General features: G+C 38.5%; 28 protein-coding genes. 2 read left to right on the forward strand and 26 right to left on the reverse strand.

The window, feature by feature from the left end; all coding sequences use genetic code 11:
* Positions 1 to 182 precede the first annotated feature (182 nt).
* From BK585_RS15770 to smc, 18 genes are all read right to left on the reverse strand, one after another.
* Complete coding sequence (locus BK585_RS15770; RefSeq protein WP_078554697.1) at positions 183 to 476, reverse strand: DUF3905 domain-containing protein; 294 nt, start codon at positions 474 to 476, stop codon at positions 183 to 185.
* Complete coding sequence (locus tag BK585_RS15775; RefSeq protein WP_078554699.1) at positions 460 to 660, reverse strand: small, acid-soluble spore protein, alpha/beta type; 201 nt, start codon at positions 658 to 660, stop codon at positions 460 to 462. The genes BK585_RS15770 and BK585_RS15775 overlap by 17 nt, the downstream gene beginning before the upstream one ends.
* Before the next feature lie 301 nt (positions 661 to 961).
* Positions 962 to 1,330: a nuclear transport factor 2 family protein gene (locus BK585_RS15780; protein WP_078554700.1), complete on the reverse strand. Its 369-nt coding sequence runs from the start codon at positions 1,328 to 1,330 to the stop codon at positions 962 to 964.
* 278 nt (positions 1,331 to 1,608) lie between these two features.
* Positions 1,609 to 1,887 (reverse strand): EscU/YscU/HrcU family type III secretion system export apparatus switch protein, encoded by a 279-nt coding sequence (locus BK585_RS15785; RefSeq protein WP_419095573.1) that lies wholly within the window; start codon positions 1,885 to 1,887, stop codon positions 1,609 to 1,611.
* 2 nt (positions 1,888 to 1,889) lie between these two features.
* Positions 1,890 to 3,485, reverse strand: a complete 1,596-nt coding sequence (locus tag BK585_RS15790; RefSeq protein WP_078554704.1) for a hypothetical protein — start codon at positions 3,483 to 3,485, stop codon at positions 1,890 to 1,892.
* A 22-nt stretch (positions 3,486 to 3,507) separates the two neighbouring features.
* The gene (locus tag BK585_RS15795) at positions 3,508 to 4,287 is read right to left on the reverse strand and encodes a ribonuclease HII (RefSeq protein ID WP_245805913.1); all 780 of its coding nucleotides are present in this window, start codon (positions 4,285 to 4,287) and stop codon (positions 3,508 to 3,510) included.
* A gap of 207 nt (positions 4,288 to 4,494) precedes the next feature.
* Positions 4,495 to 5,346, reverse strand: a complete 852-nt coding sequence (gene ylqF, locus BK585_RS15800; RefSeq protein ID WP_078554708.1) for a ribosome biogenesis GTPase YlqF — start codon at positions 5,344 to 5,346, stop codon at positions 4,495 to 4,497.
* A gap of 12 nt (positions 5,347 to 5,358) precedes the next feature.
* Positions 5,359 to 5,913, reverse strand: a complete 555-nt coding sequence (gene lepB, locus BK585_RS15805) for a signal peptidase I (RefSeq protein ID WP_078554710.1) — start codon at positions 5,911 to 5,913, stop codon at positions 5,359 to 5,361.
* Positions 5,914 to 6,093: 180 nt separating this feature from the next.
* On the reverse strand, positions 6,094 to 6,441 hold the full coding sequence (gene rplS, locus BK585_RS15810) for a 50S ribosomal protein L19 (RefSeq protein WP_078554712.1): 348 nt from the start codon (positions 6,439 to 6,441) through the stop codon (positions 6,094 to 6,096).
* 146 nt (positions 6,442 to 6,587) lie between these two features.
* Positions 6,588 to 7,262, reverse strand: a complete 675-nt coding sequence (gene trmD, locus BK585_RS15815; protein ID WP_078554714.1) for a tRNA (guanosine(37)-N1)-methyltransferase TrmD — start codon at positions 7,260 to 7,262, stop codon at positions 6,588 to 6,590.
* Positions 7,259 to 7,786: a ribosome maturation factor RimM gene (gene rimM, locus BK585_RS15820; RefSeq protein ID WP_078554716.1), complete on the reverse strand. Its 528-nt coding sequence runs from the start codon at positions 7,784 to 7,786 to the stop codon at positions 7,259 to 7,261. Before rimM ends, trmD begins: the two co-directional genes overlap by 4 nt.
* Positions 7,770 to 8,195: a YlqD family protein gene (locus tag BK585_RS15825; RefSeq protein ID WP_078554718.1), complete on the reverse strand. Its 426-nt coding sequence runs from the start codon at positions 8,193 to 8,195 to the stop codon at positions 7,770 to 7,772. The genes rimM and BK585_RS15825 overlap by 17 nt, the downstream gene beginning before the upstream one ends.
* A gap of 425 nt (positions 8,196 to 8,620) precedes the next feature.
* Positions 8,621 to 8,851, reverse strand: a complete 231-nt coding sequence (locus tag BK585_RS15830) for a KH domain-containing protein (RefSeq protein ID WP_078554720.1) — start codon at positions 8,849 to 8,851, stop codon at positions 8,621 to 8,623.
* Between the two features lie 35 nt (positions 8,852 to 8,886).
* Complete coding sequence (rpsP, locus tag BK585_RS15835) at positions 8,887 to 9,159, reverse strand: 30S ribosomal protein S16 (RefSeq protein WP_078554722.1); 273 nt, start codon at positions 9,157 to 9,159, stop codon at positions 8,887 to 8,889.
* Between the two features lie 98 nt (positions 9,160 to 9,257).
* The gene (gene ffh, locus BK585_RS15840; RefSeq protein ID WP_078554724.1) at positions 9,258 to 10,613 is read right to left on the reverse strand and encodes a signal recognition particle protein; all 1,356 of its coding nucleotides are present in this window, start codon (positions 10,611 to 10,613) and stop codon (positions 9,258 to 9,260) included.
* Positions 10,614 to 10,626: 13 nt separating this feature from the next.
* Positions 10,627 to 10,959 (reverse strand): putative DNA-binding protein, encoded by a 333-nt coding sequence (locus BK585_RS15845; protein ID WP_078554726.1) that lies wholly within the window; start codon positions 10,957 to 10,959, stop codon positions 10,627 to 10,629.
* A 482-nt stretch (positions 10,960 to 11,441) separates the two neighbouring features.
* Positions 11,442 to 12,449: a signal recognition particle-docking protein FtsY gene (gene ftsY, locus BK585_RS15850; protein WP_078554728.1), complete on the reverse strand. Its 1,008-nt coding sequence runs from the start codon at positions 12,447 to 12,449 to the stop codon at positions 11,442 to 11,444.
* An 18-nt stretch (positions 12,450 to 12,467) separates the two neighbouring features.
* Positions 12,468 to 16,037, reverse strand: a complete 3,570-nt coding sequence (gene smc / locus BK585_RS15855) for a chromosome segregation protein SMC (protein WP_078554730.1) — start codon at positions 16,035 to 16,037, stop codon at positions 12,468 to 12,470.
* 110 nt (positions 16,038 to 16,147) lie between these two features.
* Here smc and BK585_RS15860 point away from each other — a divergent pair, with 110 nt between their 5' ends.
* The gene (locus tag BK585_RS15860; protein ID WP_078554732.1) at positions 16,148 to 16,372 is read left to right on the forward strand and encodes a DUF1128 domain-containing protein; all 225 of its coding nucleotides are present in this window, start codon (positions 16,148 to 16,150) and stop codon (positions 16,370 to 16,372) included.
* Between the two features lie 120 nt (positions 16,373 to 16,492).
* Positions 16,493 to 17,320 carry a DUF2935 domain-containing protein gene (locus BK585_RS15865; RefSeq protein WP_078554734.1) on the forward strand — a complete coding sequence of 276 codons (828 nt, stop codon included), beginning with the start codon at positions 16,493 to 16,495 and terminating at the stop codon, positions 17,318 to 17,320.
* 226 nt (positions 17,321 to 17,546) lie between these two features.
* Here BK585_RS15865 and rnc read toward each other — a convergent pair whose 3' ends face one another.
* The 8 genes from rnc to sdaAA all read right to left on the reverse strand — a co-directional run bounded on the left by rnc (position 17,547) and on the right by sdaAA (position 25,242).
* Positions 17,547 to 18,338, reverse strand: coding sequence for a ribonuclease III (gene rnc / locus BK585_RS15870; RefSeq protein ID WP_078554736.1), 792 nt, complete (start codon positions 18,336 to 18,338; stop codon positions 17,547 to 17,549).
* Between the two features lie 285 nt (positions 18,339 to 18,623).
* The gene (gene acpP / locus BK585_RS15875) at positions 18,624 to 18,857 is read right to left on the reverse strand and encodes an acyl carrier protein (protein ID WP_078554738.1); all 234 of its coding nucleotides are present in this window, start codon (positions 18,855 to 18,857) and stop codon (positions 18,624 to 18,626) included.
* 87 nt (positions 18,858 to 18,944) lie between these two features.
* A complete protein-coding gene (fabG, locus tag BK585_RS15880; protein ID WP_078554740.1) occupies positions 18,945 to 19,688 on the reverse strand; it encodes a 3-oxoacyl-ACP reductase FabG in 744 nt (247 codons plus the stop codon).
* Positions 19,689 to 19,693: 5 nt separating this feature from the next.
* On the reverse strand, positions 19,694 to 20,626 hold the full coding sequence (gene fabD / locus BK585_RS15885) for an ACP S-malonyltransferase (protein ID WP_078554742.1): 933 nt from the start codon (positions 20,624 to 20,626) through the stop codon (positions 19,694 to 19,696).
* 2 nt (positions 20,627 to 20,628) lie between these two features.
* Positions 20,629 to 21,627, reverse strand: a complete 999-nt coding sequence (gene plsX / locus BK585_RS15890; RefSeq protein WP_078554744.1) for a phosphate acyltransferase PlsX — start codon at positions 21,625 to 21,627, stop codon at positions 20,629 to 20,631.
* Positions 21,628 to 21,685: 58 nt separating this feature from the next.
* On the reverse strand, positions 21,686 to 22,249 hold the full coding sequence (gene fapR, locus BK585_RS15895; RefSeq protein WP_078554746.1) for a transcription factor FapR: 564 nt from the start codon (positions 22,247 to 22,249) through the stop codon (positions 21,686 to 21,688).
* A 72-nt stretch (positions 22,250 to 22,321) separates the two neighbouring features.
* A complete protein-coding gene (gene recG / locus BK585_RS15900) occupies positions 22,322 to 24,358 on the reverse strand; it encodes an ATP-dependent DNA helicase RecG (protein ID WP_078554748.1) in 2,037 nt (678 codons plus the stop codon).
* Positions 24,355 to 25,242, reverse strand: a complete 888-nt coding sequence (gene sdaAA, locus BK585_RS15905; protein ID WP_078554750.1) for an L-serine ammonia-lyase, iron-sulfur-dependent, subunit alpha — start codon at positions 25,240 to 25,242, stop codon at positions 24,355 to 24,357. Before sdaAA ends, recG begins: the two co-directional genes overlap by 4 nt.
* Positions 25,243 to 25,245 lie beyond the last annotated feature (3 nt).

Genomic DNA, 25,245 nt, shown 5'->3' on the forward strand with positions numbered 1-25,245 from the left:
AAAAACGTTAGTCGTTTTTCTTATAAGCACTGTGTGAAGTCGCTACCTTGTTTTAAAGTTAAACAAAAGTGGGGTTCTTTTGTTTGACGGAGCCAGTGCTCTTCTTTTCTTTGAATGCTGCCATTAATCACCGTCACAATACTCCACTAGTAAAAGTGGGAGTATCGTGACAGAACTATTTTTTAATCGTTCTCATCGTCATTTTGCTTTTCTTCAACATCTGGTGCTGTCCCTGTCAATGAATCATTACCGTAAGAAACATTGATACTTGGATGTTGAAACATCGAATAGGGTGGTGTCATTTTCTCTTCTACGACTTCACAATCCTTGCTATTTTTTACAAACCCTGTTGCTTCTAATGGGGCATTTTCTTCCTTAGCCCAATAATCTCCTGACATCATGGCAGGGTCAATGTTTTCATCCCATTCATCTAACGGCGTTTTCGGATTTGGCTCAAATTCACGCTTTTTTTTCATCTTTTCCACCGTCCTTTTTAACATTTGTGTCTTTTTTCTTTGTTAGCTTTTGTGTCATTTCCCTACTGACAGCATCCATTTCTAAGGTTGAGCGAAAAATACCAAATTCATGTGCAATTTCTTCTTTAAATTGTTGAACCAACTTCTCAGCTTCGGGAACAACTAAAAGGTTTCTCTTTTTCATCTCGACCTCCTTAACTCACTCATATGTTTATCATGCCCAATGTCTGAAGAAAAATTGAATTTCATACTGAATGATATAAGAAGAGACTTAGACATAAGGTTACATTTTACCTTTTGTCCAAGTCTCTAAGCAATGAGCGAAACCGCCACTTTCTATGGGCTCTGTTAAAGTTTAATATTGATAATGGGTATTAAAATAAAAGTTCCATAATTAAGGAGTCCTGTTTTAAGATATTGACTTCTTCAACGCACCCATTTGTTTAAGTACAATTATTCACAATATTAATTACTTCTAAAAAAAATTACTTTTCAACAAAACTGCAATGTCCTGAAATAACTTTTAATTCATTCTTATGTTTTTGCCAAACTCTTGTATAGTACATCTCATCTTCCCTATGTTGTCCAGCAATAATTGCTTGTACTTTAGCCTGTGTAATAGTAACAGCGACATCTTCTAATGGAATAACCTTTTGATTTAAAAATTTAATTTCAGTTATATTCACTATCCCTGACCGATGAGAATCAATGTCGTCTTCCTTGGTAACTATTTGTCCAAAGGGACTAACAAATGAAAGTTCATCACTGATGAGTTTTTCAAGATTTTCTAAATCCCCATTAACCATAGCGTTCCGTAATTTTTCTTCGTATTCGATAATTAAATCCTCTTCCATCTGAACTCCTCCTTAATAGGGTATTTTTTCAAACTAAGCTTGGTTAAGCTAGAAACATTTCGCACTGTTAAACTAATTCGTTGAAAAAAGGAGCCCTGTTTAAGTAATAAAACCAGTTAACTTAAGTGTATCACATTTTTCCTATTTTGTATTAAATCCCCTTTAAATATCCAGTCATCCATTGTGACTTCATTTCTTTAATATAACTAAAGAGACTTGGACAAAAGGTTGCTTTTTACCCTTTTGTCCAAGTCTCTTTACCTTTTGGTCCAGTCCCTTTATTTTGTCTTTGATGTATGTTGGTCAAGTTGGTAGACAAACGCAAATACTTCCGCAACGACGCTGTATAATTCAGTTGGTATGGTTTCATTTATTTCTAGCTTTGCTAATAGTTCGACCAGTGAACGGTCTTCTTGAATAGGTAAGTTATGCTTTTCGGCAAGTGCAATGATTTCATCGGCCACTATACCTTTTCCTTTGGCGATAACTTTCGGAGCGTCCTCTTTACCTTGGTTGTACTGAAGAGCAACAGCTTGTCTTTTCTTTGAATGGTCCATCTTCATATTTTAATATCCACCCCTTGATACGAGACTCTCGCTTGATAAGGATTTTTGACACCATTAGAAAGACTATTTTTTTCAATTGGTTGTACCTCTTTATCAACCGTTTTCCATGTAATCGTGGAGAGTTTATAATCCATTGAAAGTAACTTTTCTTTTAATACCGGGGTTAATCCTTCTAACAATAATGCAGGACGCACATGATCATTAAAAATGGTAATCGTGACAATTCTCTTTTGGATTTGAACATCAACAATCGTTTCATCTAGGCGCTCTAATTGAAGGTAGAATAAAATCCTACAGTGATTTTCATCAAATTGTCCATCTTCTGTTTTTTTCCCTTCCCACTGCATCGTAAGGTCTGTTTGAAAGCTTCCAAGTTGAAGCGGGATTTGAATCACTGTCTGTGGAAGAGAACTAGTTTGGTCTAAGGCCATGAGTTGAGTTCCTGTTACACGCAATAACAATGCTTCAGCTTTCTTTTGTAGAAGGAGATCTCCTTCTTGTGTTGCCATTTGAATGAGGAGTGGTTTCAGTTGTTCGGTTGCCATACTCGGTTTTCCTTCTGCTAACAACTGTTTAGATAACATGTTTTCATATTGGAAACCAAACATTCGTAATGCTTGGGCTAAAATAGCCGGAACCCCAGTTTGATTTGAGAGTAGTGTTTTATCACTAACCATTTGAGTAAATGCGAGTTGTTCGGTTTTGCTTAATGGTTGTTGAGCTAATGAAAGGATTTGTTTATTTGCCTGTTCAATCCTAACCGCTTCTTGAGAAGCATTTATTGTCGACGGTCCAACTGATATGTCTCTTTGTTTTGGAATATCATTTTGTGAAATCCCTGTTCTTTGTAGTAAAGAAAGAGCACCTTCTCTCACTGATTCGTTCGAAGAAATCAGTAAGGTTTGAAGTCGTTCTACCGGGGAAGGTAGCTCGTTTTTAACCGTCAGTTCCTTGATGACTTGTTGCAACTGATGTAAGAGTGGTTGCGTTTGATTCAGCTTTGAACTTTGTTGAACCATCGTCACCAGTTCTTGTAATTGATTTAATAAAGGCACATCTGTTTTCGTCTGATGAACAGCTTTTGCAATGTCAGCTGTAATTGGAAGGTTTTGTTGTAGTAATTGCTTGAGTACTTGTAAACCTTCCTGTTGCTTAAGTCCACTTTCCGACAATACCGTTTGAGCATTGGTGAGCAGTTCCTTTGTAAAAGGAATTTGTTCAGCAACGAAAAAACGAAGGATAGCATCCGATGATTTTGTATAATCGATTCCTAGTGCTTGAAGCAATGATTGGGCCGATGATTGTGGTAACACTTGTCCACTTGTTTTATTTGGTTGATGCCCCTCAATAATTTTTAATTTTGGGATTCCAGCATCAGACTGTACTTGAAACCAGTAGGATAAACCAGCTGTCAAACCTACTTCAAGTCTTGCTGTCACATTCATTGTTCCTAAAGTCAATAAGGCTAAATGATTAGGGAACAATCTTTTGACTTGTCCTTGGAATATCTGACCAGGACTTATATTTAATTGACGCGGCTGTGGGGAAGTGTTTTTTATAATTTCTCTTTGCTGTATAGATGAAAACATCTCTTCTCCCCCTTTTTCTTAGTTAAAACAATCGATTTTCGGTTAATTCCGTTATCGGACTAAAGCTTTTACGATGTTCTTCAATAATTCCATAAGTATGAATAGCTTTTAAATGGTCTTTCGTTCCATACCCCATGTTTCCTTCAAAACGGTATTGTGGAAATTTTTTGCCTAGGTTCTCCATGTATCTGTCTCTTGTTACTTTAGCAATAACTGAGCTTGCAGCAATACTAATACTTTTTTGGTCCCCTTTTATTATTGATGTTTGAGGAATAGCTAATGGTAGTTTCATAGCATCAACTAGTAAATGTTCTGGTTTGGTCTGTAACGCTTGAATGGCTTCACACATTGCTTTAATGGTAGCTTGATAGATATTAACATCATCAATCGTTTGCGCCGGAATTGAAGCAATTCCTACTGCTAAAGCCTTATCCATAATCACGTCATAAAAAGCATCTCTTTTAGCTTTTGTTAGTTTTTTTGAATCTGTTAAGCCTGGTAAATAAAAATCAACAGGAAGAATTACGGCAGCACTGACAACTGGACCTGCAAGTGGTCCTCGTCCCACTTCATCGACTCCTGCAATGTATGTAACACCTTGCGTGAAAAGTGTTTGTTCATATGTCATCATAGCTATAAAATCATCGTGTAACTCTTGTTCTTTTTGTTTTTGTTTTTCATAGCGCTCTACTAGCTTTTGAACCCCAAGTCTATCATCTAATTTTAGCTCTGCAACAAAATCAACACTCACCTCTTCTGAGAATAGGGAGGCCTCGATTTCTTTGATTGTCTTCATTGTTATTTCCACCTTTACTATGTATATCGGCACATTATATATTACTTTAAGTTATCAGGGATAGATGTTCAATCTAAAATAAAAAAAGCGACAAAGTCGCCCTTTTTTAATTGCTTACCTCCATCTATAAGGTAACCAGTTTTTTCTTCTTTCTTATCCGTAAAAAAGGACACGACAGGTCATCTATTGACCTTTTAGTGTCCTTTTAAGAAACTACATTTGCGGAACTTCTTCAAGCGTAATTCGACCTAATGTACCCGAACGTAACTCACGAAGAATGATTTCAGCCGCTTTATCATAGTCAATATAGCCCCCAGGTAGAAGGCATCCTCTTTTTTTACCAATCTCATCAAAAACTTCAATGCTTTGTTCCGGTAATTCATCAAGTTTATAACGTTCTTGTAATACTTCAGGGTAGTGTTCCTTCACAAAATTAATGACAAACAAAGCGATATCTTGGAAATCTAAGAGCTCGTCCTTTATTGCTCCGGTTGCCGCCAATCGGAACCCAATGCTTTGGTCCTCAAACTTCGGCCACAAAATACCTGGTGTATCAAGTAACTCTAACTCCTTACCAACCTTTATCCATTGTTGGCGCTTTGTAATCCCAGGTCGGTCTCCCGTCTGAGCCATTTTTTTAATCGCTAGTCGGTTGATTAACGTACTTTTTCCTACGTTTGGTATCCCAAGTATCATTGCTCGAATTGCACGAGGCTTCATTCCTCGCGATTTCATTTTATCAAGCATCGCTGAGGCTAACTCCTGACAAGCACCCGCAATCGCCGGTACACCTTTACCTGTCTGACTGTTAATTGACAATACTTTACTGCCTTTTGCTTCAAAAAAACGAACCCACTTTTCTGTTTCCCTTGGATCAGCTAAATCCGCTTTATTTAATAAAACCAATCGCGGCTTATGAGCCACGATTTCGTCGATCATTGGGTTCCTTGAAGACAATGGAACTCTTGCGTCTAGTAACTCAATAACCACATCTATTAGTTTTAACTTTTCTGTAACTTCTCGGCGTGCCTTGGCCATATGACCTGGAAACCATTGAATAGTCACGGTGTTAACCACCTACCTCGCAATACGTATTTCTGAGAACGGCCAAAATACAATATTGGCCTTTCCTACAACATCTTCTTCATTAATTAAACCAATATCTCTACTATCTAAGCTATGTTGACGATTATCGCCCATAACGAAAAGATATCCTTCTGGCACAATCATTTCATTTGTTACTTCTTCTAATGAAAAATCATATGTAAGCCTTCCGCCATTTAATTGCTCTTTTAACTCTTCTAAATAAGGCTCATCTAATGGCTCACCATTAATAAATAACATATCCTCTTTGTACACAATTGAATCTCCTGGTAATCCAATGACTCTTTTTATATAGTCTTTTTCTTCGTTTGCATGAAAAACAATAATATCAAATCGTTCTGGTTCTCCAATAGTGTAGCCGATTTTATTAACGATCATGCGGTCACTATGATTTAAGGTTGGCATCATCGATTGACCTTCTACTACAATGGGAGCAAATAAAAAAAATCGGATTACAACTGCAAGCAATAAAGCAATGATTAATGCTTTTGCCCATTCTAATGTTTCACTACTTTTTCCCCTTGCCATTCGAACTCCTCCAACTGTCTAAACTTTATATTAATCTATGCAGATTTTACTACTTTTCATGCAAAAAAAAGCAACATATGCTCTTTTTTAGAAGCGATGAGCGTTGTATTTTTTATTATAACAGGTTTTCTTCATAAATAAGGGCAAAAAAGGAGCTTGAATAAACAAGCCCCTCTTTCATTATCTTCGGATTTCTTTAATACGGGCGGCTTTACCACGTAGGTTACGTAGGTAGTAAAGTTTAGCACGACGTACTTTACCGCGACGCTTCACTTCGATCTTAGCGATTTTCGGTGAATGTAATGGGAATGTACGTTCAACACCTACACCGTAAGAGATTTTACGCGCAGTGAAAGTTTCACTTACACCAGTTCCTCGACGTTTGATTACAACACCTTCAAACACCTGAATACGTTCACGAGTACCCTCGATAACTTTCACGTGTACTAAAAGCGTGTCCCCAGGACGAAACTCAGGAAGATCAGAACGTAATTGCTCTTTTGTAATTTCACGGATAATGTTGTTCATCGTATAATTCCCCTCCTTCCAGACAGATGCTCTTTCCAGTATATCTGCAGCGGAACATCGTATTCAGGCCTAAGCCACAAAATGAATCATACCATAAATGGCATAGAAGAGCAAGTGCATTTCATAGAGTGAGTGCTTCTTTTCAGTTACTCTTGCAAAAGATCTGGTCTTCTCGTTTTAGTCCGTTCTAGCGCTTGTTCCCGACGCCATTCTTTGATTTTTTCATGGTGTCCTGATAGTAACACATCTGGGACCTTCATTCCTCTAAAATCTGCCGGTCTTGTGTATTGAGGATGTTCTAGTAACCCTGTGGAAAAAGAATCTGTAACCGCAGACGTTTCATTTCCAAGAACACCAGGTAACAACCGAGTCACACTATCGGTTATGACCATTGCACCAAGTTCTCCTCCGGTTAGAACATAGTCACCAATTGAAATTTCATCAGTGACTAAATACTCACGGATTCGTTCATCATAGCCTTCATAGTGACCACATAGTAAAATCAGATGCTCTTCCCTCGCTAATTCTTCTGCTTTTTTTTGGGTATAACGCTCTCCTTGTGGACAGAGAAGAATTACCCTTGGGTTTGCTTGTCCTCTTATATCATCAACTGCATCAAACAAAGGTTGTGGCATCAAAACCATCCCTGCTCCTCCACCGTAAGGATAGTCGTCTACTTTCTTATGTTTGCTTTCTGTATAGTCACGAAAATTTACGACTTGATAAGAGACAGCTCCTTTATCTTGTGCCTGTTTAAGCATAGACGTACCGAATACACCAGAAAACATCTCTGGGAAAAGCGTTAAAATATCAATTCTCATAATAAACCCTCAAGTAAGTGAATTTTAACTATCTTTTGTTTTACATCCACTTCTTTTACGACAGAGTCAATGTAAGGAATTAAAATATCTTTTCCCCCTGATTTACTTTGAATGACCCACACATCATTGGCACCTGGAGATAAAATCTCTTTTATTTTCCCCAACTCTTCGCCTTCTTCTGTAAACACTACACATCCAATAATCTCATGATAGTAGTATTCGTGCTCATCTAACTCTCCTAATTCACTTTCTTCTACTTTTAAGAGTCCACCTTTAAAAGGCTCTACTTGACTAATATTGTGATATTCTTCGAACTGAAGGAGGTCAAAATTTTTATGTTTTCTATGAGCTGATACAGTAACTCGTATGAGGTCCTTTGTTGTTTTACTGCCAGGAGGTTCAATATATAACCTTTTCCCTACCTCAAACCGTTCTTCTTCAAAATCAGTGGTGGAAATGACTCTAATTTCTCCACGGATGCCATGTGTATTTACTATTTTTCCTACCCTATACCAATTCGTCATCATTTACCCTACCTTCACGTATTTCATGGACAATGCCATCTTTAATAATGATTTCAGATTGTGCCAACATAGTGTCCCAGTGGTCGCCTTTTCTAATATCACAAACGGTTTCAACCGTGCCATCTTTTAGTTCTGTTCCTAGCTCTAGTTTATGGAGTTGATGGCGTTTAAAATCAACGGATTGAAGCTTTTCTTCCCTCTGTCTAATTTCTTCTTTAAAGCTCTTTCGTATTTGTCTTTGTCTTTCTTGGTTGCTGGTATGCTGTTTTTGATTTTTTTGGAGTTGGAATGTTAACTGCTCCAATTCTTTTATGTATTGTTCCTCTTCCTCTGCTAATTGCTTGAGTAAGAGTTGTTTTCGTTTTTCAGTAAGAACTTGCTTTACAATGACCGTTTTAATGATTTTCATCATACACCTCAATTAGTCCGTCGTCATTCTTCCACTATTTTACCTGAATAGATAAAGACGGGACAAGTAGAAGTATTTTTAAAAAGAAACTCTACGTATGGTAGTTGGTCATCTATTAGTCTTATACTCCCCATCATAAAGTAGGATATATGCTATAAAATTTAGAAAAAAGCATAAACCGAGGGCACTGAAAAAGTTCGTTTTTTACTTTTACAGTGCCCTCGAAGCAATGAGCTTAACCGTTGCTATTTTTAAAGGCCTGTTACGAGTGCGTTTCTCGTAGCAGGCGGGCAACGAGTGGAGCCATTGCAACCATAATCAAAGGCATTGAAAAAGTTGGTTTGTACTTTTTCAGTGGCCTCGCATAAACCGTACTTTTCAGTAATTTTACATTACAAAAAAAGAGAGGCAATAGCCCCTCTTTTTTACTCAACAATATCTAAACGAACTCGTTTGTTTTCGTTAAGAGCTGCTGCATGTACGACAGAACGAATTGCTTTCGCAACACGACCTTGCTTTCCAATGACCTTGCCCATATCATCAGCATGGACTGAAAGCTTGACTATCATACCTTTTTCATCTTCAATTTCTTTCACATTCACATCATCGGGATAATCAACAAGAGCTTTTGTGATATGTTCAATTAACTCTTTCATTGCATTCCCTTCCAATCCTTATCCGTAGTTACGAATTATTTTTGGTTTTTTGCATTGTGAAGCTTTTCCATTAAACCTTGTTTCGAAAAAAGATTACGAACTGTGTCAGAAGGTTTTGCACCTTTTAACATCCAGTCTAACGCACGTTCTTCTTTAAGGTTAACTTGAGCTGGTTGAGTAACTGGGTTATATGTTCCAATTTCCTCAATAAAGCGACCGTCACGCGGAGCGCGAGAATCTGCTACTACTACACGATAGAATGGGGACTTTTTAGATCCCATACGTTTTAAACGAATTTTAACTGCCATTCGTTGTACACCTCCAAATGATTTCACAATAATTTATATTATAGTAATTTTCTCTAGCTTTCAACTAGGAAAAATGAATAACTAACATTTACCTTACCTTACATAAACGGAAACTTCATTCCGCCTTTTCCTTTTTTCTTGCCTTTTCCTTTGGTCATCCCCGTCATTTGCTTCATCATTTTCTTCATGTCTTCAAACTGCTTAAGGAGACGGTTAACATCTTGAATTGTTGTTCCACTACCTTTTGCAATTCTACGTCGTCGGCTTGCGTTAATAAGACTTGGCTCTTGTTTTTCAGCCTTTGTCATAGAGCGAACGATTGCTTCGACACGATTGATTTGCTTATCATCGACTTGGAGATTCTTCAGGTTTTTGTTTTTGCCCATCCCTGGCATCATCCCTAAAAGTTCATCTAGGGGACCCATACTTCGAACTTGGTCAAGCTGTTCAAGAAAATCCTCAAATGTAAAATCCATGTTACGCATTTTCTTTTCAAGTTCGCGTGCCTTTTCTTCATCTACATTAGCTTGTGCTTTTTCAATGAGGGTTAAGACATCGCCCATCCCAAGAATTCGGGAAGCCATTCGTTCTGGATGGAACGGTTCAAGCTGGTCAACCTTTTCTCCCATACCCGCAAACTTAATTGGTGTGTTTGTGACTGCTTTAACAGATAATGCAGCACCACCCCGTGTATCTCCATCAAGTTTTGTTAAGACAACACCTGTAATGTCAAGTTGCTCATTAAAGCTTTCTGCAACATTCACTGCGTCTTGACCAGTCATTGCATCAACAACAAGGAGTATTTCATCAGGTTTTGTTAATTCTTTGATTTGCTGCAATTCGCCCATGAGCTCTTCATCAATATGTAGCCGACCGGCTGTATCAATAATGAGATAGTCATGATGCTCTTCTTTCGCTTTGGCTAGAGCTTGCTCAGCAATCGTAACAGGACTTTCCTTATCACCTAATGAGAAAACTGGCATATTAAGCTGTTTCCCTAAGGTTTCAAGCTGCTTAATTGCAGCAGGGCGATAAATATCAGCCGCTACTAGCATCGGATTGCGATTATGCTTCTTGCGAAGGTGATTGGCAAGCTTAGCTGTTGTCGTTGTTTTTCCTGCCCCTTGCAATCCGACCATCATAACAACAGTTGGTGCTTTTGGAGCAACGGCAATTTTACTTTGCTCACCGCCCATTAAGGCAGTTAGCTCTTCATTAACAACTTTTATAACTTGTTGTCCTGGAGTTAAACTTTTTAGTACTTCTTGACCTATTGCTCGCTCTTTCACTTTTGCAATAAAGTCTTTCACGACTTTAAAGTTTACGTCGGCTTCAAGAAGCGCCAGACGAACTTCTCGCATCATTTCTTTTACATCGGCTTCGGAAACTTTCCCTTTGCCACGAATCTTTTGCATCGTACTTTGCAGGCGTTCAGCTAATCCTTCAAATGCCAATTCCGATCGCCTCCTATTCGAGTTTTTCTAGAGACTCTATCAGTGCAATGATTTCTTCCGGAGTTGCTTCCTTCTGTTGCACAGTCATTTTTAAGCTAGCTAGTAATTCATTTCGTTGTTCGAATTTTCCTAGCAACGATAACTTGGTTTCATACTCTTCTAACAGAGACTCAGTTCTCTTTATGTTATCATAAACAGCTTGTCGACTGATTTCAAACTCCTCGGCAATTTCACCTAGGGACAGGTCATCTAAATAATACAAAGACATATACTTACTTTGTTTTTCTGTTAAAAGAGATTGATAAAAGTCGAACAAATAGTTCATCCTCAATGCTTTCTCTAACACAGGACCACCCCTTGTTAAGTGAATTCCCTTTACAAGATACAATCTTACAACAATCAAAAACAACTGTCAAGTTTTTATCTTACTTAGAATCCTGCCAAGTATATTTGGAGAGGACAAATACCCATAAGCTCTCCTGTTCTTCCGTTGCCATAGTCTAATCTCGGCAGGAGGCTTAGTTGTTCTTACTCTACTCCAGCCTTGCTCTCTCACCCTTCTTAAATGGTTCCATCAAGAAAAACGGATGTTTTTCTTCCTTTCTTTTAAGGAGGGGAGGCGGCAGCTCTCTTTTGGTGAAAATGTGTGCCTCTAGTTAATAATCGTTACCCGCTCGATTCTTTTTCACGCCTCTCCGGTAACGATTATTCCTTTTCGTTACCCACTCAACCCTTTTTCACGCCTCTTCGGTAACAGTAAGGCTCTTTTATGAATTGAATTCAAAAGAAAAACGTCCGAGTTTCCACCCGAACGTCTTAACCACGAATTTAAGTCTCTTTTTCCGTTTCTTCTTCCTCTTCAGCGGCTTCAAGAATATCTTTGAATAAACCATACACAAATTGCTCTGCATCAAATGGTTGAAGGTCGTCCATTTGTTCACCCAGTCCAACAAATTTTACTGGAATGTCTAATTCATTTCGAATGGCTAGAACGATTCCACCCTTGGCTGTACCGTCTAATTTCGTTAACACAATTCCTGATACATCTGTCGCTTCACCAAATGTTTTTGCTTGAGTCATAGCATTTTGTCCAGTTGTCGCATCTAGGACAAGAAGTACTTCATGAGGGGCACCTGGAATTTCTCGTTCAATCACTTTTTTAACCTTCTCAAGCTCTTTCATTAAATTCACTTTGTTTTGAAGACGTCCGGCTGTGTCACATAACAACACATCAACTTCTCTCGATTTAGCGGCTTGGACGGCGTCAAACATCACGGCTGCTGGGTCACTGCCCGCTTGTTGTTTAATGACATCGACTCCTACACGCTCACCCCACACTTCAAGTTGTTCAATCGCACCTGCTCTAAACGTGTCTCCTGCTGCAAGAAGTACTTTTTTGCCTTCTTCTTTTAACATGTGCGCCATCTTTCCGATAGTAGTCGTTTTCCCAACTCCGTTTACACCAACAAATAAAATTACAGTCATACCTTCTTGCATGTTTAGACTTGTATCATCGCCATCTTTTTCGAGTAGGCCGGCTAGTTTTTCAGATATAACGGGCTGGATGTCTTCTGTGTTTTTTATATTTTTTAGTTTCACTTCATCTTTAATTTCATCAATTAATTCCATGACCGTGGCGACGCCAACATCAGAGCTAATTAATAGCTCTTCTAGCTCTTCAAAAAAATCTTCATCAACCGTACGATATCGGGCAACTAATTGATTCATTTTTCCTACAAACGAATCTCTTGTCTTTTCTAAACCAGATTTAAACTTGTCTGTTACCGTATCTGTTTGTTGTGTAATCTTTTCCTTTAGCTTCTTAAAAAAACTCATCGTTTCGCCTCCAACATATTATGAACTTTCTACAAATTCCTTTGAATCTTCTAATCGAACAGAAACCATACGAGATACACCTGACTCTTGCATGGTTACACCATACAGAGCATCGGCTTCTTCCATTGTACCTTTTCGGTGAGTAATAACAATAAATTGTGTCTCTCCACTAAATACCTTTAAATATCGAGCAAATCGACTTACATTCGCTTCGTCTAAAGCAGCTTCCACCTCATCAAGTACACAGAATGGAACTGGTCTTACTTTGAGTATCGCAAATAGTAAGGCGATTGCTGTAAGAGCTCGTTCTCCCCCAGATAACAACGCAAGATGCTGTAACTTTTTTCCTGGAGGTCTCGCTAGAATATCAACCCCTGTGGATAATAAGTTTTCTGGGTCTGTAAGCACTAAATCAGCCTCACCGCCACCGAAGAGTTCTTTAAAGACCACTTGAAAATGGGCTTTAATTTGCTCAAATGATTCACTAAAGCGCTTAGACATCTCTTCATCCATTTCTTTGATAACGGAGTAAAGCGTATTTTTGGCGTCTACTAAATCCTGTTGCTGAGCTTGTAAAAATTGAAACCTTTCGTTGACTCTTTCATATTCTTCAATTGCCCCTAAGTTTACGGTACCTAGCTCCTCGATCGCAAGTTTTATCAGCTTTACTTTCGTTCGTGCTTCTTCAATCGGCATCATAAGTGGAAATTGCTCTTTAGCAAGTTCATAGCTTAGCTCATATTCTTCACGTAACATCGTCAGTCGGTTATCTAACTCCACATCAAGACGTGTTACTTTCACTTCTTTTTCATGCATTTCATTCACAACTAGCTTTAAATGACTTTTTGAACGTTTGCCCTCTTGTTCAAGTACTGATATTTCTTGTTCTATTTTTCGTCGTTCTTCTCGCTTGTCACGAATAATAGAGAGCAATTCATCTTTTTTCTTCCGGTGTCGGTCAATTTTTTCATCAATTGTTTCTTCACCTGAAGAATTCTTTGAGGCTTCATTCTCTAATAACCAGAAATTCTCTTCTGTCTCTTGCAAGTTTTCTTTGAGGATTCTCTCTTCCTCACGTAATCGCTCGACAGTTTGAGTCTGGTTTGCTAAGCGTTCCTCTTCTTTTGCCAACTCTATCTTCATATTCATCACTTCAGCCTGAAGCGTTTCTTTTGAAGATTGTTGAGATTTACGTTTTTCTTCAATGTCTTCTACTTGATGTTCAAGCTGTTCTGCTTTATGTGTTAATTGAATGGCAACCTCTTTAAGTTCATGAAGTCGCTCTTCTAATCGTTTCATTTCTTGTCTATAGCTAGTTTGTTCACGGTCAAATAAGGCGAGTCTTTCATTTATGTTCTTCTCTTCTAGTTCAACTTCACGTAATTTTGACTTTTGTTGTTGTTCTGTATTTCTTGCTTGTTCCCCTTGCTCTCTAAGTTGTTCAAGTTCTTCTTCATTGGCTTGAACCGTCTGTTTAAGTTGTTTTACTACACCCTCAAGCTTGGTTGTCGTTTCCTCCATCGATGCAAGCTTTTCCGACAAACCTTCTAATTCTCGCTGTCTTCCAAGTAATGGGGTCGTATTTTTTTTAACAGAACCCCCAGTCATTGCTCCTCCCGGGTTAATCACATCGCCTTCAGTTGTGACAATTCGATGCTTGTACCCAGTGATTCGTGCGATTTCATTTGCGCCTTCTAGTGATGAAGCAATAAGCACATGACCTAGAAGATTAGACATCACTTGTTCGTATGTTTTTTCATAGGTTACAAGTTCTGATGCGACACCAACAAATTCACGATGTCCTTGAATGGACTGAAGTACATGAGGTGAGATAGATCTGCCCTTAATAACAGGTAATGGCAAAAACGTAGATCGGCCATATCTATTTTTCTTTAAAAATTGAATGGCTTGACGTGCAGATGCTTCACTATTTACGACAACATGTTGTGTTGCCCCACCTAACGCGATTTCAATCGCTGTTTCATATTGTTTTGGTACACTAATTAATTCAGCGATGGCTCCGATAATTCCGGATAATTGATTTCCTCTAGCTTTTAAAACTTCTTTAACGCCTTGGAAAAAGCCAGAAAAGTCTGTTTGCATCTCTTCTAATACTTCTTTTCTTGACCGAACTTGTTGCAATAGATGGTACGCTTCATATAGTTGCGTTTGCTTCTTTTGGTACTCATTCTTTTGTTGTTCAAGCTTGACTTGCATCGATCTGAATTTTGAAACCTTTTCTTCGAGGTCCTTGCTTTTTTGTTGAACGAGCTTCACTAGTTTTTCTTTTTCTTCACTAATGCTTTGTCTTGACTGAAGTAAGCCTTCGTTGTTTTCAATTAGTCGTTCACTTTTGATTTTTGTTTGTTGCAGTTGCTCTTCAACATACCGATTTTCATTCCGTGTAGAGGCTTGCTCATTTAACACCTCTATGTAATCTGACTTCAGTCGGTCTAGTTCCTTCTCTAAATCTTCAGCTGCAACACTTAAGTTTTGTTGTTTGGAGTTCATGTCGTTTTTTAAGTTGAGAACTAGCGCTTCTATCTGCTGTAATTTTTCTTGTTCTTTAGATAAAAGTTGTTGATAGTTTCCTTTTTTTGCTTTTAACTCTTCTACTTGCTTTACAAGTTGTTCTCTATTCGCTGAGAAGTTTTTCTTTCTCTCTTTGAGAACTTCTTTTTGCCCTTCACTCTTTTCAAGCTCTGCACTAATCTCTAAAAGGATGTCTTGATTCTCATTCATACCCTCATCTAGTTCTTTCATGGCTGTTCTCATCAAATCAATTTCTTGTTCGGATTTAGCTACTTCTTGAGAGAGAGAATTATGCTGTTGTTCAAGTCGTTCAATGGTTTGCTTTTGTTCCGTCCAATCATGATGTAAGTCCGTTATTTCTTGAACAATTAATGCAACATCAACCTTTTGGAGCTCTTCCTTTTTTTCTAAAAAATCTTTAGCAATGGAAGCTTGTATTTGTAATGGTTCCACCTGGCCTTCAAGCTCATGAATAATATCTTCTACACGGTATAAATTTTCTTGAGTTTCGGCTAATTTTCGTTCCGCTTTTATTTTTCTTGTTTTATACTTTAGAACTCCTGCAGCCTCCTCAAAAATCACACGGCGGTCTTCTCCTTTACTACTAAGGATTTCCTCGACCTTTCCTTGTCCAATAATTGAGTATGCTTCTTTTCCTAATCCGGAATCTAGAAATAGATCAACAATATCTTTTAGTCGGCATGATTGCTTATTGATAAAATACTCACTATCGCCCGTACGGTATACCCGTCGAGTGATACTTACTTCCGTATAATCTATTGGTATATATTGGTCCTCATTATCTAAAACAAGGGATATTTCTGCAAAATTTAACGGTTTACGAGAATCACTACCGGCAAAGATGATGTCCTCCATTTTAGAGCCACGTAATGATTTAGCTGATTGTTCACCTAAAACCCAGCGAACGCCGTCAGAAATATTACTTTTCCCACTTCCATTCGGGCCAACAACAGCCGTAACCCCTTTATCAAATTCTATTGTCATTCGTTCAGCGAATGATTTAAAACCAATGACCTCTAATCGCTTGAGGAACATCCTTTTTTCCTCCCTACCTTGTAATCCTAACTAACCTATTTTATCATATAAAGGAGTAAAGAAAAACGTTATCTCAATGAGTTACTACAAAATAGAAAGGGTGAGTAGCATTGGATTTAACAGTGAAAACGGAAGAAAACCTCTATTATATGATTGAAGAAATTAAAAAAAAGCTTCAAGTCGTTAATGGTGGCGCTATTCGACCAGAAGGATTTGATGTCAAACATTATGATGATATTCATGATATCTATTCGATGGTTATGCGTCAAAACAGTGTCTCGGTACGTGAGCTTGATGCGATTATTACTGAATTAAGTAAACTTCGTAAAGTATAATTACTGTAAAAAGATTTGTTTAGCTCTTGTCCTCATTCCTCAATTCATCTCATGTTTCTATTCTATTTAAGATAAATCCTACATAGATTAGAGAAGCATAATTAAAGAGAGGGATGGGACATGTTAAACTCAAATTTAGAAATAAGCGTATGGGAAGAACATCAATTTTGGTTAGAAATCCTTGAAGACCATGCTCATTTTATTCATGATTTTCTTGCCCCTTCAGAAACCAAATGGATTGATATGGCAAAGCAGTATATCACGAGTTTTCAACAGCTTCAACAGCAACTTCAAACCATCCCATCAACGTCTCCACTTGATTCTAACGAAATGATACAGATTGCTCACCTAATTGAGCCTTATGCTCTAGGGTATTATAAGTTTGAAGGGCATATCCAACAACTCCGAGTTTTTAATGAAGTAAATCTTAATTTACCCCCAACTTATTTAAATGGAACGTTAAATGAAAATGAAGAATATTTGCGTCTTCTCTCGTATTATAAAGAAGGAAAAAATCCTCCCTTATTACGATTAGATGCGTTAATGGATTTATGGCTCGAAGACCAAGTGGGTCATGCGGCCTTACTCGTTCGCGCTCTTGATGGCGTTGAACTTGCTCTGGTTCAAAAGACTGAACTCTACAAGCAACAGTTCCAAGCTCATATGTTAAAAAACAAATCTATCAAAAGCTATCTTCGTTTTATTCCAAGTGGGTCACCCATTGAACAACGCTTTGCAAAAGAAGTGGCTCAATCTGTGCATGATTTAAATGAGTTTGTACTCTCAATCGTTACACTGTTTAAAAGTGATTCTGTATTAAACCAAACAAACCTACGATTTCTAGAGCACCATTTTCCTGAGTCTTGTTATTTCTTACGAAAGCTTATTTTATATGTGCCAGATATCCAGATTTCCCCATGTGCCTTACAAAAACCCTCGTTTCGATAAAAAAAGCGACAAAGTCGCCCTTTTTTAGAAGCAAGGAGCGTAGCTACTGCCTTTTTTAAAGTGTTTTACAAGTGCCTTTCTTGTAAAACACGCGCAGTGTGCGAAGCCCTTGCTCTCCCCTGAGTCTTCCTGCAGGGTTTCTATGAATTTCTAAAATTTTTTAGATAGATACATCGATAAAAACAATAAACAAACCCACAATGTGATTGTCCATTGTGGGTTTGTTCTATTGAATCTCTTCACTTAATTTTAATAACGCTTGTTGTGCCGCATGTTGTTCTGCCTCTTTTTTGGATCGCCCGATTCCAACACCTAGGATTTGTTGATTTAATAATACCTCCGAGACAAATTCCCGGCTATGCGCAGGGCCTCGTTCTTGTACAATTTCATATTGTATTTGACCAATATTATCTCGTTGAACAAACTCTTGAAGTTGACTCTTGAAATCCATCATATGAGAAAAAGCACCATCGTTGATTTTAGGGTAAATGGTCCGATTTAAGAAATCGTAAACAGCATCCAAATCATGATCAAGGTATAATGCACCAATAAACGACTCAAAAATATCAGCTAATAGAGCAGGGCGACGTCTACCACCAGTCATTTCTTCTCCTTTTCCAAGAAGAACTAGTTTACCGAACCCTAACTCGCTCGCCATATTGGCTAACGAAGCTTCACAAACAATCGCAGCTCTAAGCTTCGTCATATCTCCTTCTGTCATTGCCTCATAATTTTTGTATAAATATTGTGATACTGCTAATTCCAAGACAGCATCTCCTAAAAATTCTAACCTTTCATTATCCTTGCAAGAATTAATACGATGCTCATTCACATAGGATGAATGGGTAAATGATTGGACTAGTAATTTATGGTCATGAAACGTAACTTCAAGGTCAGCCTCAAGTTGTCTGAAATTTTCTTTTTGGGCTTCTGTTAGCGTCACTTTTTTAGATTTGTGCTTTCGGTCATATTGACCAGGGACATAGCGTTTGCGATAGTTTCTTGAAGAGTGTGGCATGTAAACCGAACCTTTCAATTCAAATTTTCTTAAGAAAAACCGCAAAGCGGTCTTTGATTACTTGCGATGTGCGAAGTCACTGCCTTCTTTTGAAAAAGTGCTTTAGTACGAGCAGTGAGCGAAACCATCGCCCCTCCTAAACATGCTTACAAGACATCTATGTCTATGAGCATGCATTATTTTTCATTTAATCAAAACGACAAAGGCGCTTTTATTAAATGAAAGCAAGTCCCACCTTCGTGCATGGGACTTGCCCCATATACCCCATATGGGAATAATATCAAACTATTGTTGGCTTTCTATGTAGCTCACTACATCTTGTACCGTTGAGATTTTTTCTGCGTCCTCATCAGAGATTTCTAAGTCAAACTCGTCTTCTAACTCCATAACTAGTTCAACTACGTCTAATGAATCAGCTCCTAAATCATCCTTGAAAGAAGATTCTAGCTTTACTTCTGCTTCCTCTACTCCTAGTCGGTCAACAATGATTTTTGTAACACGCGTTAAAGTTTCTGCCATCTCCCATTCACCTCCTCTCAAAGGTTGGATAATTTGTCTAGCTCCCCTTCTGACATTATAGGGGATTTTCTTGGAAATATCTATACTTTATGGCATAACCATCCCACCGTCAACATGAAGGGTTTGACCCGTCATATAAGCTGCATCTTCTGAGGCAAGAAAACGGATGACACGAGCAATATGTTCTGGTTGTCCGAGAGTGCCTAATGGAATCTGTTTTAGTAACTCTGTTTTTACATCTTCCGGTAATTGATCCGTCATATCTGTTTCAATAAACCCAGGCGCAATAGCATTAACTTGGATGTTTCGGTTTGCTAACTCTCGAGCTAAAGATTTGGTTAATCCAATAACTCCCGCTTTAGCTGCTACATAATTCGCTTGACCCGCGTTTCCTAACACACCGACTACAGATGCTACATTAATGATTTTTCCAGAACGTTGTTTCATCATTTGACGCATCACTGCTTTTGAACATAAAAATACACCTTTTAGATTGGTATTAATAACGGCATCCCAATCTTCTTCTTTCATTCGCATCACTAATGTATCTCGAGTAATTCCTGCATTATTTACTAGTATATCCAAAGAACCAAAAGTTGAAATCACTTCTTTTACCATTGCTTGAACATCTTCACTGTTTGCGACATCTGCTTGAATGGCAAATCCATCGACACCAAGCTCTTTAATTTCTGCAACAACCGCTTCTGCTTTTGCCTGACTACCAGCGTAATTTACGACAACATTAGCTCCTTGTTTGGCTAATTCTAATGCCACAGAGCGACCAATTCCGCGAGAGGCCCCGGTTACTAAAGCTGTTTTTCCTTGTAACATAGTAATCACCTTCCTTCAATGAATTTTTGTAATGATTCACTATCGCTTATTGAAAACACATTCACTCGACGCTGTACTTTTCTCACCAGTCCACTAAGTACGTTTCCTGCCCCTATTTCAACAAAAGTGTCTACTCCTAGGTCAAGCATTTTTCGAACGCTGTCCTCCCATAACACAGGAGAATATACTTGTTCTACTAGTTTTTCTTTTATATCTGTTGCAAATGTAATCTCAGATGCTGTCACATTTGCAATCACTGGAACAGTGGCATCATTAATGGTAACAGATTGAAGCACATCGCTAAGTTTTTCTGCAGCAGGTTTCATTAAACTTGAATGAAAAGGCCCACTTACTTGAAGAGGAATGACTCTCTTTGCTCCATTTTCTTTCGCTTTTGCTGAAGCCGCTTCGACACCCTCTGCCGTTCCACTAATAACAATTTGTCCAGGACAATTTAAGTTCGCCAATTCTACACTAGCGACAGAATTACTTACTTCTTCCGTAATTCCCTGTAAGTCCTCACGTTCCATTCCAAGGATGGCTGCCATTGCTCCTTCACCTGTTGGAACCGCTTCTTCCATAAACAAACCTCGTTGACGAACGGTATACACGGCATCTGAATAAGTGAGAGCATTGGCACAAACAAGAGCACTATATTCACCTAGGCTGTGACCCGCTACATAATCAGGTGTAATGTCGTAGGATTGCAATGCTGTTAAAACCGCTGTACTCATCGTAAGTAACGCAGGTTGGGTATGTTCTGTTCGTTTTAGGTCATCTTCAGGCCCATTAAAAATAATATCGGATAATGAATACCCTAATCTTTCATCTGCTTGTGCAAAAATGGCCGCGACTTTTTCATTTTCAGAGGCGAGTTGTTTTCCCATTCCAACAAACTGTGAGCCTTGTCCTGGAAAGATAAATGCAGTTTTCCCCATTGTTATTCTCCTTTACTGTTATACTTAGCTACTTCATTTTTTATCGTGGTTATGACTTGCTCATCCACCATTTCCTTTGCTTGCAGGATGGTGTTATAAAATGCTTTTTCATCAGAAGAACCATGTGATTTAATGACGGGAGCCTTTAAACCAAATAGGGCTGCTCCTCCATATTCTGTATAATCCATCGTTTTCTTAATTCGCAAAAAGCTAGGTTTAAGCATACCTGCTAGTACTTTAGAAAAGAATGTACTCGTTAATTCTCGTTTAATGAGAGAGAATAACGTTTTTCCTGCTCCCTCTGTTGATTTCAAAACGAGATTTCCAGAGAAACCATCACACACAACGACATCTGCTACACCTTCCAATAAATCTCTCGCTTCTATATTACCAAGGAAATAATAATCGCCTTCTTGAAGGAGAGGGAAAGTTTGTTTCATCAGCTCGTTGCCTTTCCCTTCTTCTGTTCCAACATTTAGGAGACCGACTCTTGGTTTTCTTACTTTACGAACCATTTTCATATAAATGTTACCCATAATTGCATATTGAAGTAGGTGTTCTGGCTTAGCGTCCATATTAGCTCCAACATCTAATAACAGAAATCCTTCACCATTTAATGTTGGCAACATTGGCGCAAGTGCTGGTCGGTCAATTCCATTGATTCTTCCAATCAACAAAAGTCCTGCAGTCATTAATGCTCCTGTATTCCCCGCTGAAACACAGGCATCTGCTCGACCTTCTTTTACTTCTTTTACCGTTAAGACCATAGAAGCATTTTTCTTACGTCGAACTGCTGTTGTCGGTACATCTTCATCTTCTATCATTTCATCCGTATGTATAATTGTAATTCTCGTTTCATCGCTTAGGTATTTGCGAATCTCTTCTTCTTTTCCAACTAGGGTAATTTCCAAGTTAGGAAATTTCTTTATTGCGTTAATAGCAGCTTCCACTGGTGCTTTCGGAGCCTTTTCTCCTCCCATTACATCAATTGCAATTCTCATGATAGAGCTATTCATCTCCAGTACAATTTAATTTCAGATGATTTTAGATTCCTTACAATCATCTATTATTCTTTTTTGAACGAAACATAATAAATTGACCTGAAAATACAGGTTCCTGTTCAACAAAGCTATTCACTTCAACAATCGTCCGTTCTTTGTCTAATTTATTTACTTTTGCCTTTGCAATAACTCTTTCATTTACTTTTACTTGGCGAGTAAACCGAATGGTGGCTTTAGCTGTTAAAGCCATTTCATCATCAATGATGGCAACCGCTAAAGAATTGGCTTGAGCGAACAAATGATGTCCTCTAGCGATTTGAGTCCGTGAAAAAACATGTTCAGGACCAATATCAAGTATTGAAATCGCACTATGGTCAAGGTCCAGGTCGATGATTTCTCCGATTACCTCTTCGATCGGCAATGCTCGTACCTCATCAAGCTTTGTTTTTGCAACATCCTTTATTCGCTCTCTCAACTCCGGTATAGAAAGCTCCATTCGGTCCAAACGAATGGTCTGGACACTTACCGAAAATTGTTTTGCTAATGCTTCATCCGTCACAAAAGGATTGGTTTCAATTAATTCCTTAAGTAACGTTTGACGTTCTTTTTTCGACCGTTTCATTCTATCCACCATCCACATCTATGACTAGGTACTAAGAGTAGTATATATTTCATTTTTTTAGATTTCAATAGCTTAATCTAGTTTTTCTCCATCAAATACGCCATTTTCTTTTAAATAATTCCTTATTAATGCCCATGAACCGTCCTCCCAAAACGCCTTTGTTCGCACGAGTTCGCTCGCATCCTGTCTGGCTACCTCTAAAGTTCTGAAATCATGAACGATGTCACCTAATTTAAAATGTGGAAGACCACTTTGCTTTTGCCCGAAAAAGTCTCCAGGTCCCCGTAACTCTAAATCTTTTTCTGACAACACAAAGCCATCATTGGTTTCCGTCATGATTTTCATTCGTTCTTTTCCAACTTCTGATTTCGGGTCAGCCAATAAAATACAATAGGATTGGAACTCCCCACGTCCCACACGACCTCGTAGCTGGTGAAGTTGCGAAAGGCCAAATCGTTCTGCATCATAAATGACCATAATTGAGGCATTAGGAACATTTACGCCGACTTCAACTACTGTCGTCGATACGAGAATTTGAGTTGTATTGGTACTAAAATCCTCCATTACTTCATCTTTCTCGGTTGAAGATAATCTTCCATGCATTAAACCAACTTTATAGTTTTGATAGTGACTTTGAAGAATAGCGTGGACGTCAATTGCATTTTGAACATCTAGTTTCTCCGATTCTTCGATTAGAGGACAAATAACATAAGCCTGTCTTCCTTTTTGCAATTCCTTTTGAATAAAGTTTAAAACACGGTCTAACTGATTATGCTTTGCCCAGTACGTTTCTATTTGTTTTCTTCCTGCAGGAAGCTCGTCTATTACAGAAACATCCATATCACCAAATACCGAAATTGCTAACGTTCGTGGAATAGGTGTTGCGGTCATGAATAAGACATCAGGGTGTTCGCCTTTATCTCGAAGTACCCTGCGCTGTTCCACACCAAAGCGATGTTGTTCATCTGTGATAACTAGTCCTAATTTGTGAAAAATGACTTCCTCTTGAATAAGAGCATGGGTTCCCACAATCATTTGGATTTCGCCAGTTGCTAGTTTTTCTAAACGCTCACGTCGCTTTTTTCCTTTGACTGAACTTGTTAATAATGTAACGGAAACTCCAAACGGTTCTAACAGTTCAGTTAATGAATCTAAGTGTTGTTCAGCTAGTATTTCTGTTGGTACCATCAATGCAGCTTGAGCCCCAGAAGAAATGACGGCATACATACAAACAGCTGCAACCGCTGTTTTACCTGAGCCAACATCCCCTTGCAACAACCTGTTCATTCGAAGAGGGGACGAGATATCCTGTAAGATTTCAGAAACCACACGTTTTTGTGCTTTAGTTAGTTCAAAGGGCAACGAATCTATAAAAGCATCCACTTTGTTCATATCAATATCATAAGATATTCCTGATGCTTGTTCTCTTGACATTTTACGGAATGCTTGCATCTTTAACTGAAATAATAAAAACTCTTCATACACCATACGTCGACGAGCTTGCTTCACATGAACAGATTCCTTCGGATAGTGAAGCGTGATTATAGCATCTCTTCGAGGCATTAATTTGTATTTATCCAACACATCAACTGGCAACCATTCTGGAATAGCGTCCCCATGTTGTTTTATCGCTTCATATATTAATTTTCGCAACTGTTTCACCGTTAGTTTTCCTGCTACTGAGTATACTGGGGATAATTCATTACTATTCTGTAATCCTAGTTTATATTCACTTACTGTTACGGTTAATCGATGCTGATCCCATTTCCCTGTTAACGTAATGGTTTCTCCTAATTTCATTTGATTTTTGACATAGGACCGATTAAAAATGGCAGCAGTAATTAAAATATTTCCGACAAGAATTCGAATCGTTGTTTTTGACTTTTTCTTTCCAAAAAAACGGGTGACAGGTTCACTTTGAATGACACCCGCTAATGTTACTCGTTCATCATGTTTAATATCATGAATATCCCTTAATTGATAGTCTTCATATCGATAAGGAAAGTATTCTATTAAGTCAGCAACCGTTCGAATTCCTAATACAGCTAATTGTTGAGCTGTTTCTTCTCCCACACCTCTTATCACTGAAACATCATCATAATAACTCATTTTCTTTCAAGCGGGATTCCAAAGATTTCCGCTTCAAGCTCACGCCCAGTTGGAGTCGCCGCTAACCCTCCTTCTGCTGTTTCTCGTAATGCAATTGGCATCGTTTGCCCTATCTTATACATGGCATCAATCACTTCATCACAGGGAATTCGACTTGTAATTCCCGCCAATGCCATATCTGCAGCAGTAATAGCAATAGAAGCACCTATCGCATTTCTCTTCACACATGGGACCTCTACTAACCCAGCCACAGGGTCACAGACGAGTCCAAGCATATTTTTTAATGCGATTGCCATCGCTTCTGCTGATTGCTTTGGTGTTCCACCGGCTAATTGAACAACAGCTGCTGCGGCCATCCCTGCAGCAGAGCCTACTTCAGCTTGACAGCCACCTGCCGCCCCTGATATCGATGCATTGTTTGCCACTACAAATCCAAATGCCCCTGCCGTAAATAAATAATCGATCATTTGCTCTCTTGTTGGTTGTAACTTATCCTTTATCCCGAATAATGTTCCGGGAACAACACCTGCTGAACCCGCCGTTGGAGTGGCACAGATGGTTCCCATCGCTGCATTTACTTCATTCGTTGCCATCGCCATACTAACGGCATGTAAAAGGGAGTCACCAGCTAACATATTTCCTTTTTTTATATACTGTTGCAATAAAAGTGCATCTCCACCTGTTAAACCAGAGACTGATGTAACTTTGTCTGTAATTCCTCTTGTGACTGCTTGTTCCATTACATCAAGATTTCCTTGCATTTGTTTTCTGATTTCTTCCCTAGTTCTTCCTGACACTTCGATTTCTTGCTCTATCATCACTTCTGAAATGAGCTTATTTTGTAACTCGGCTAATTCAACTAGTTCTGCAACATTTTTAAACATGTG

It is taken from the genome of Bacillus alkalicellulosilyticus (assembly GCF_002019795.1).
Classification (GTDB): Bacteria; Bacillota; Bacilli; order Bacillales; family Bacillaceae_F; genus Bacillus_AO; species Bacillus_AO alkalicellulosilyticum.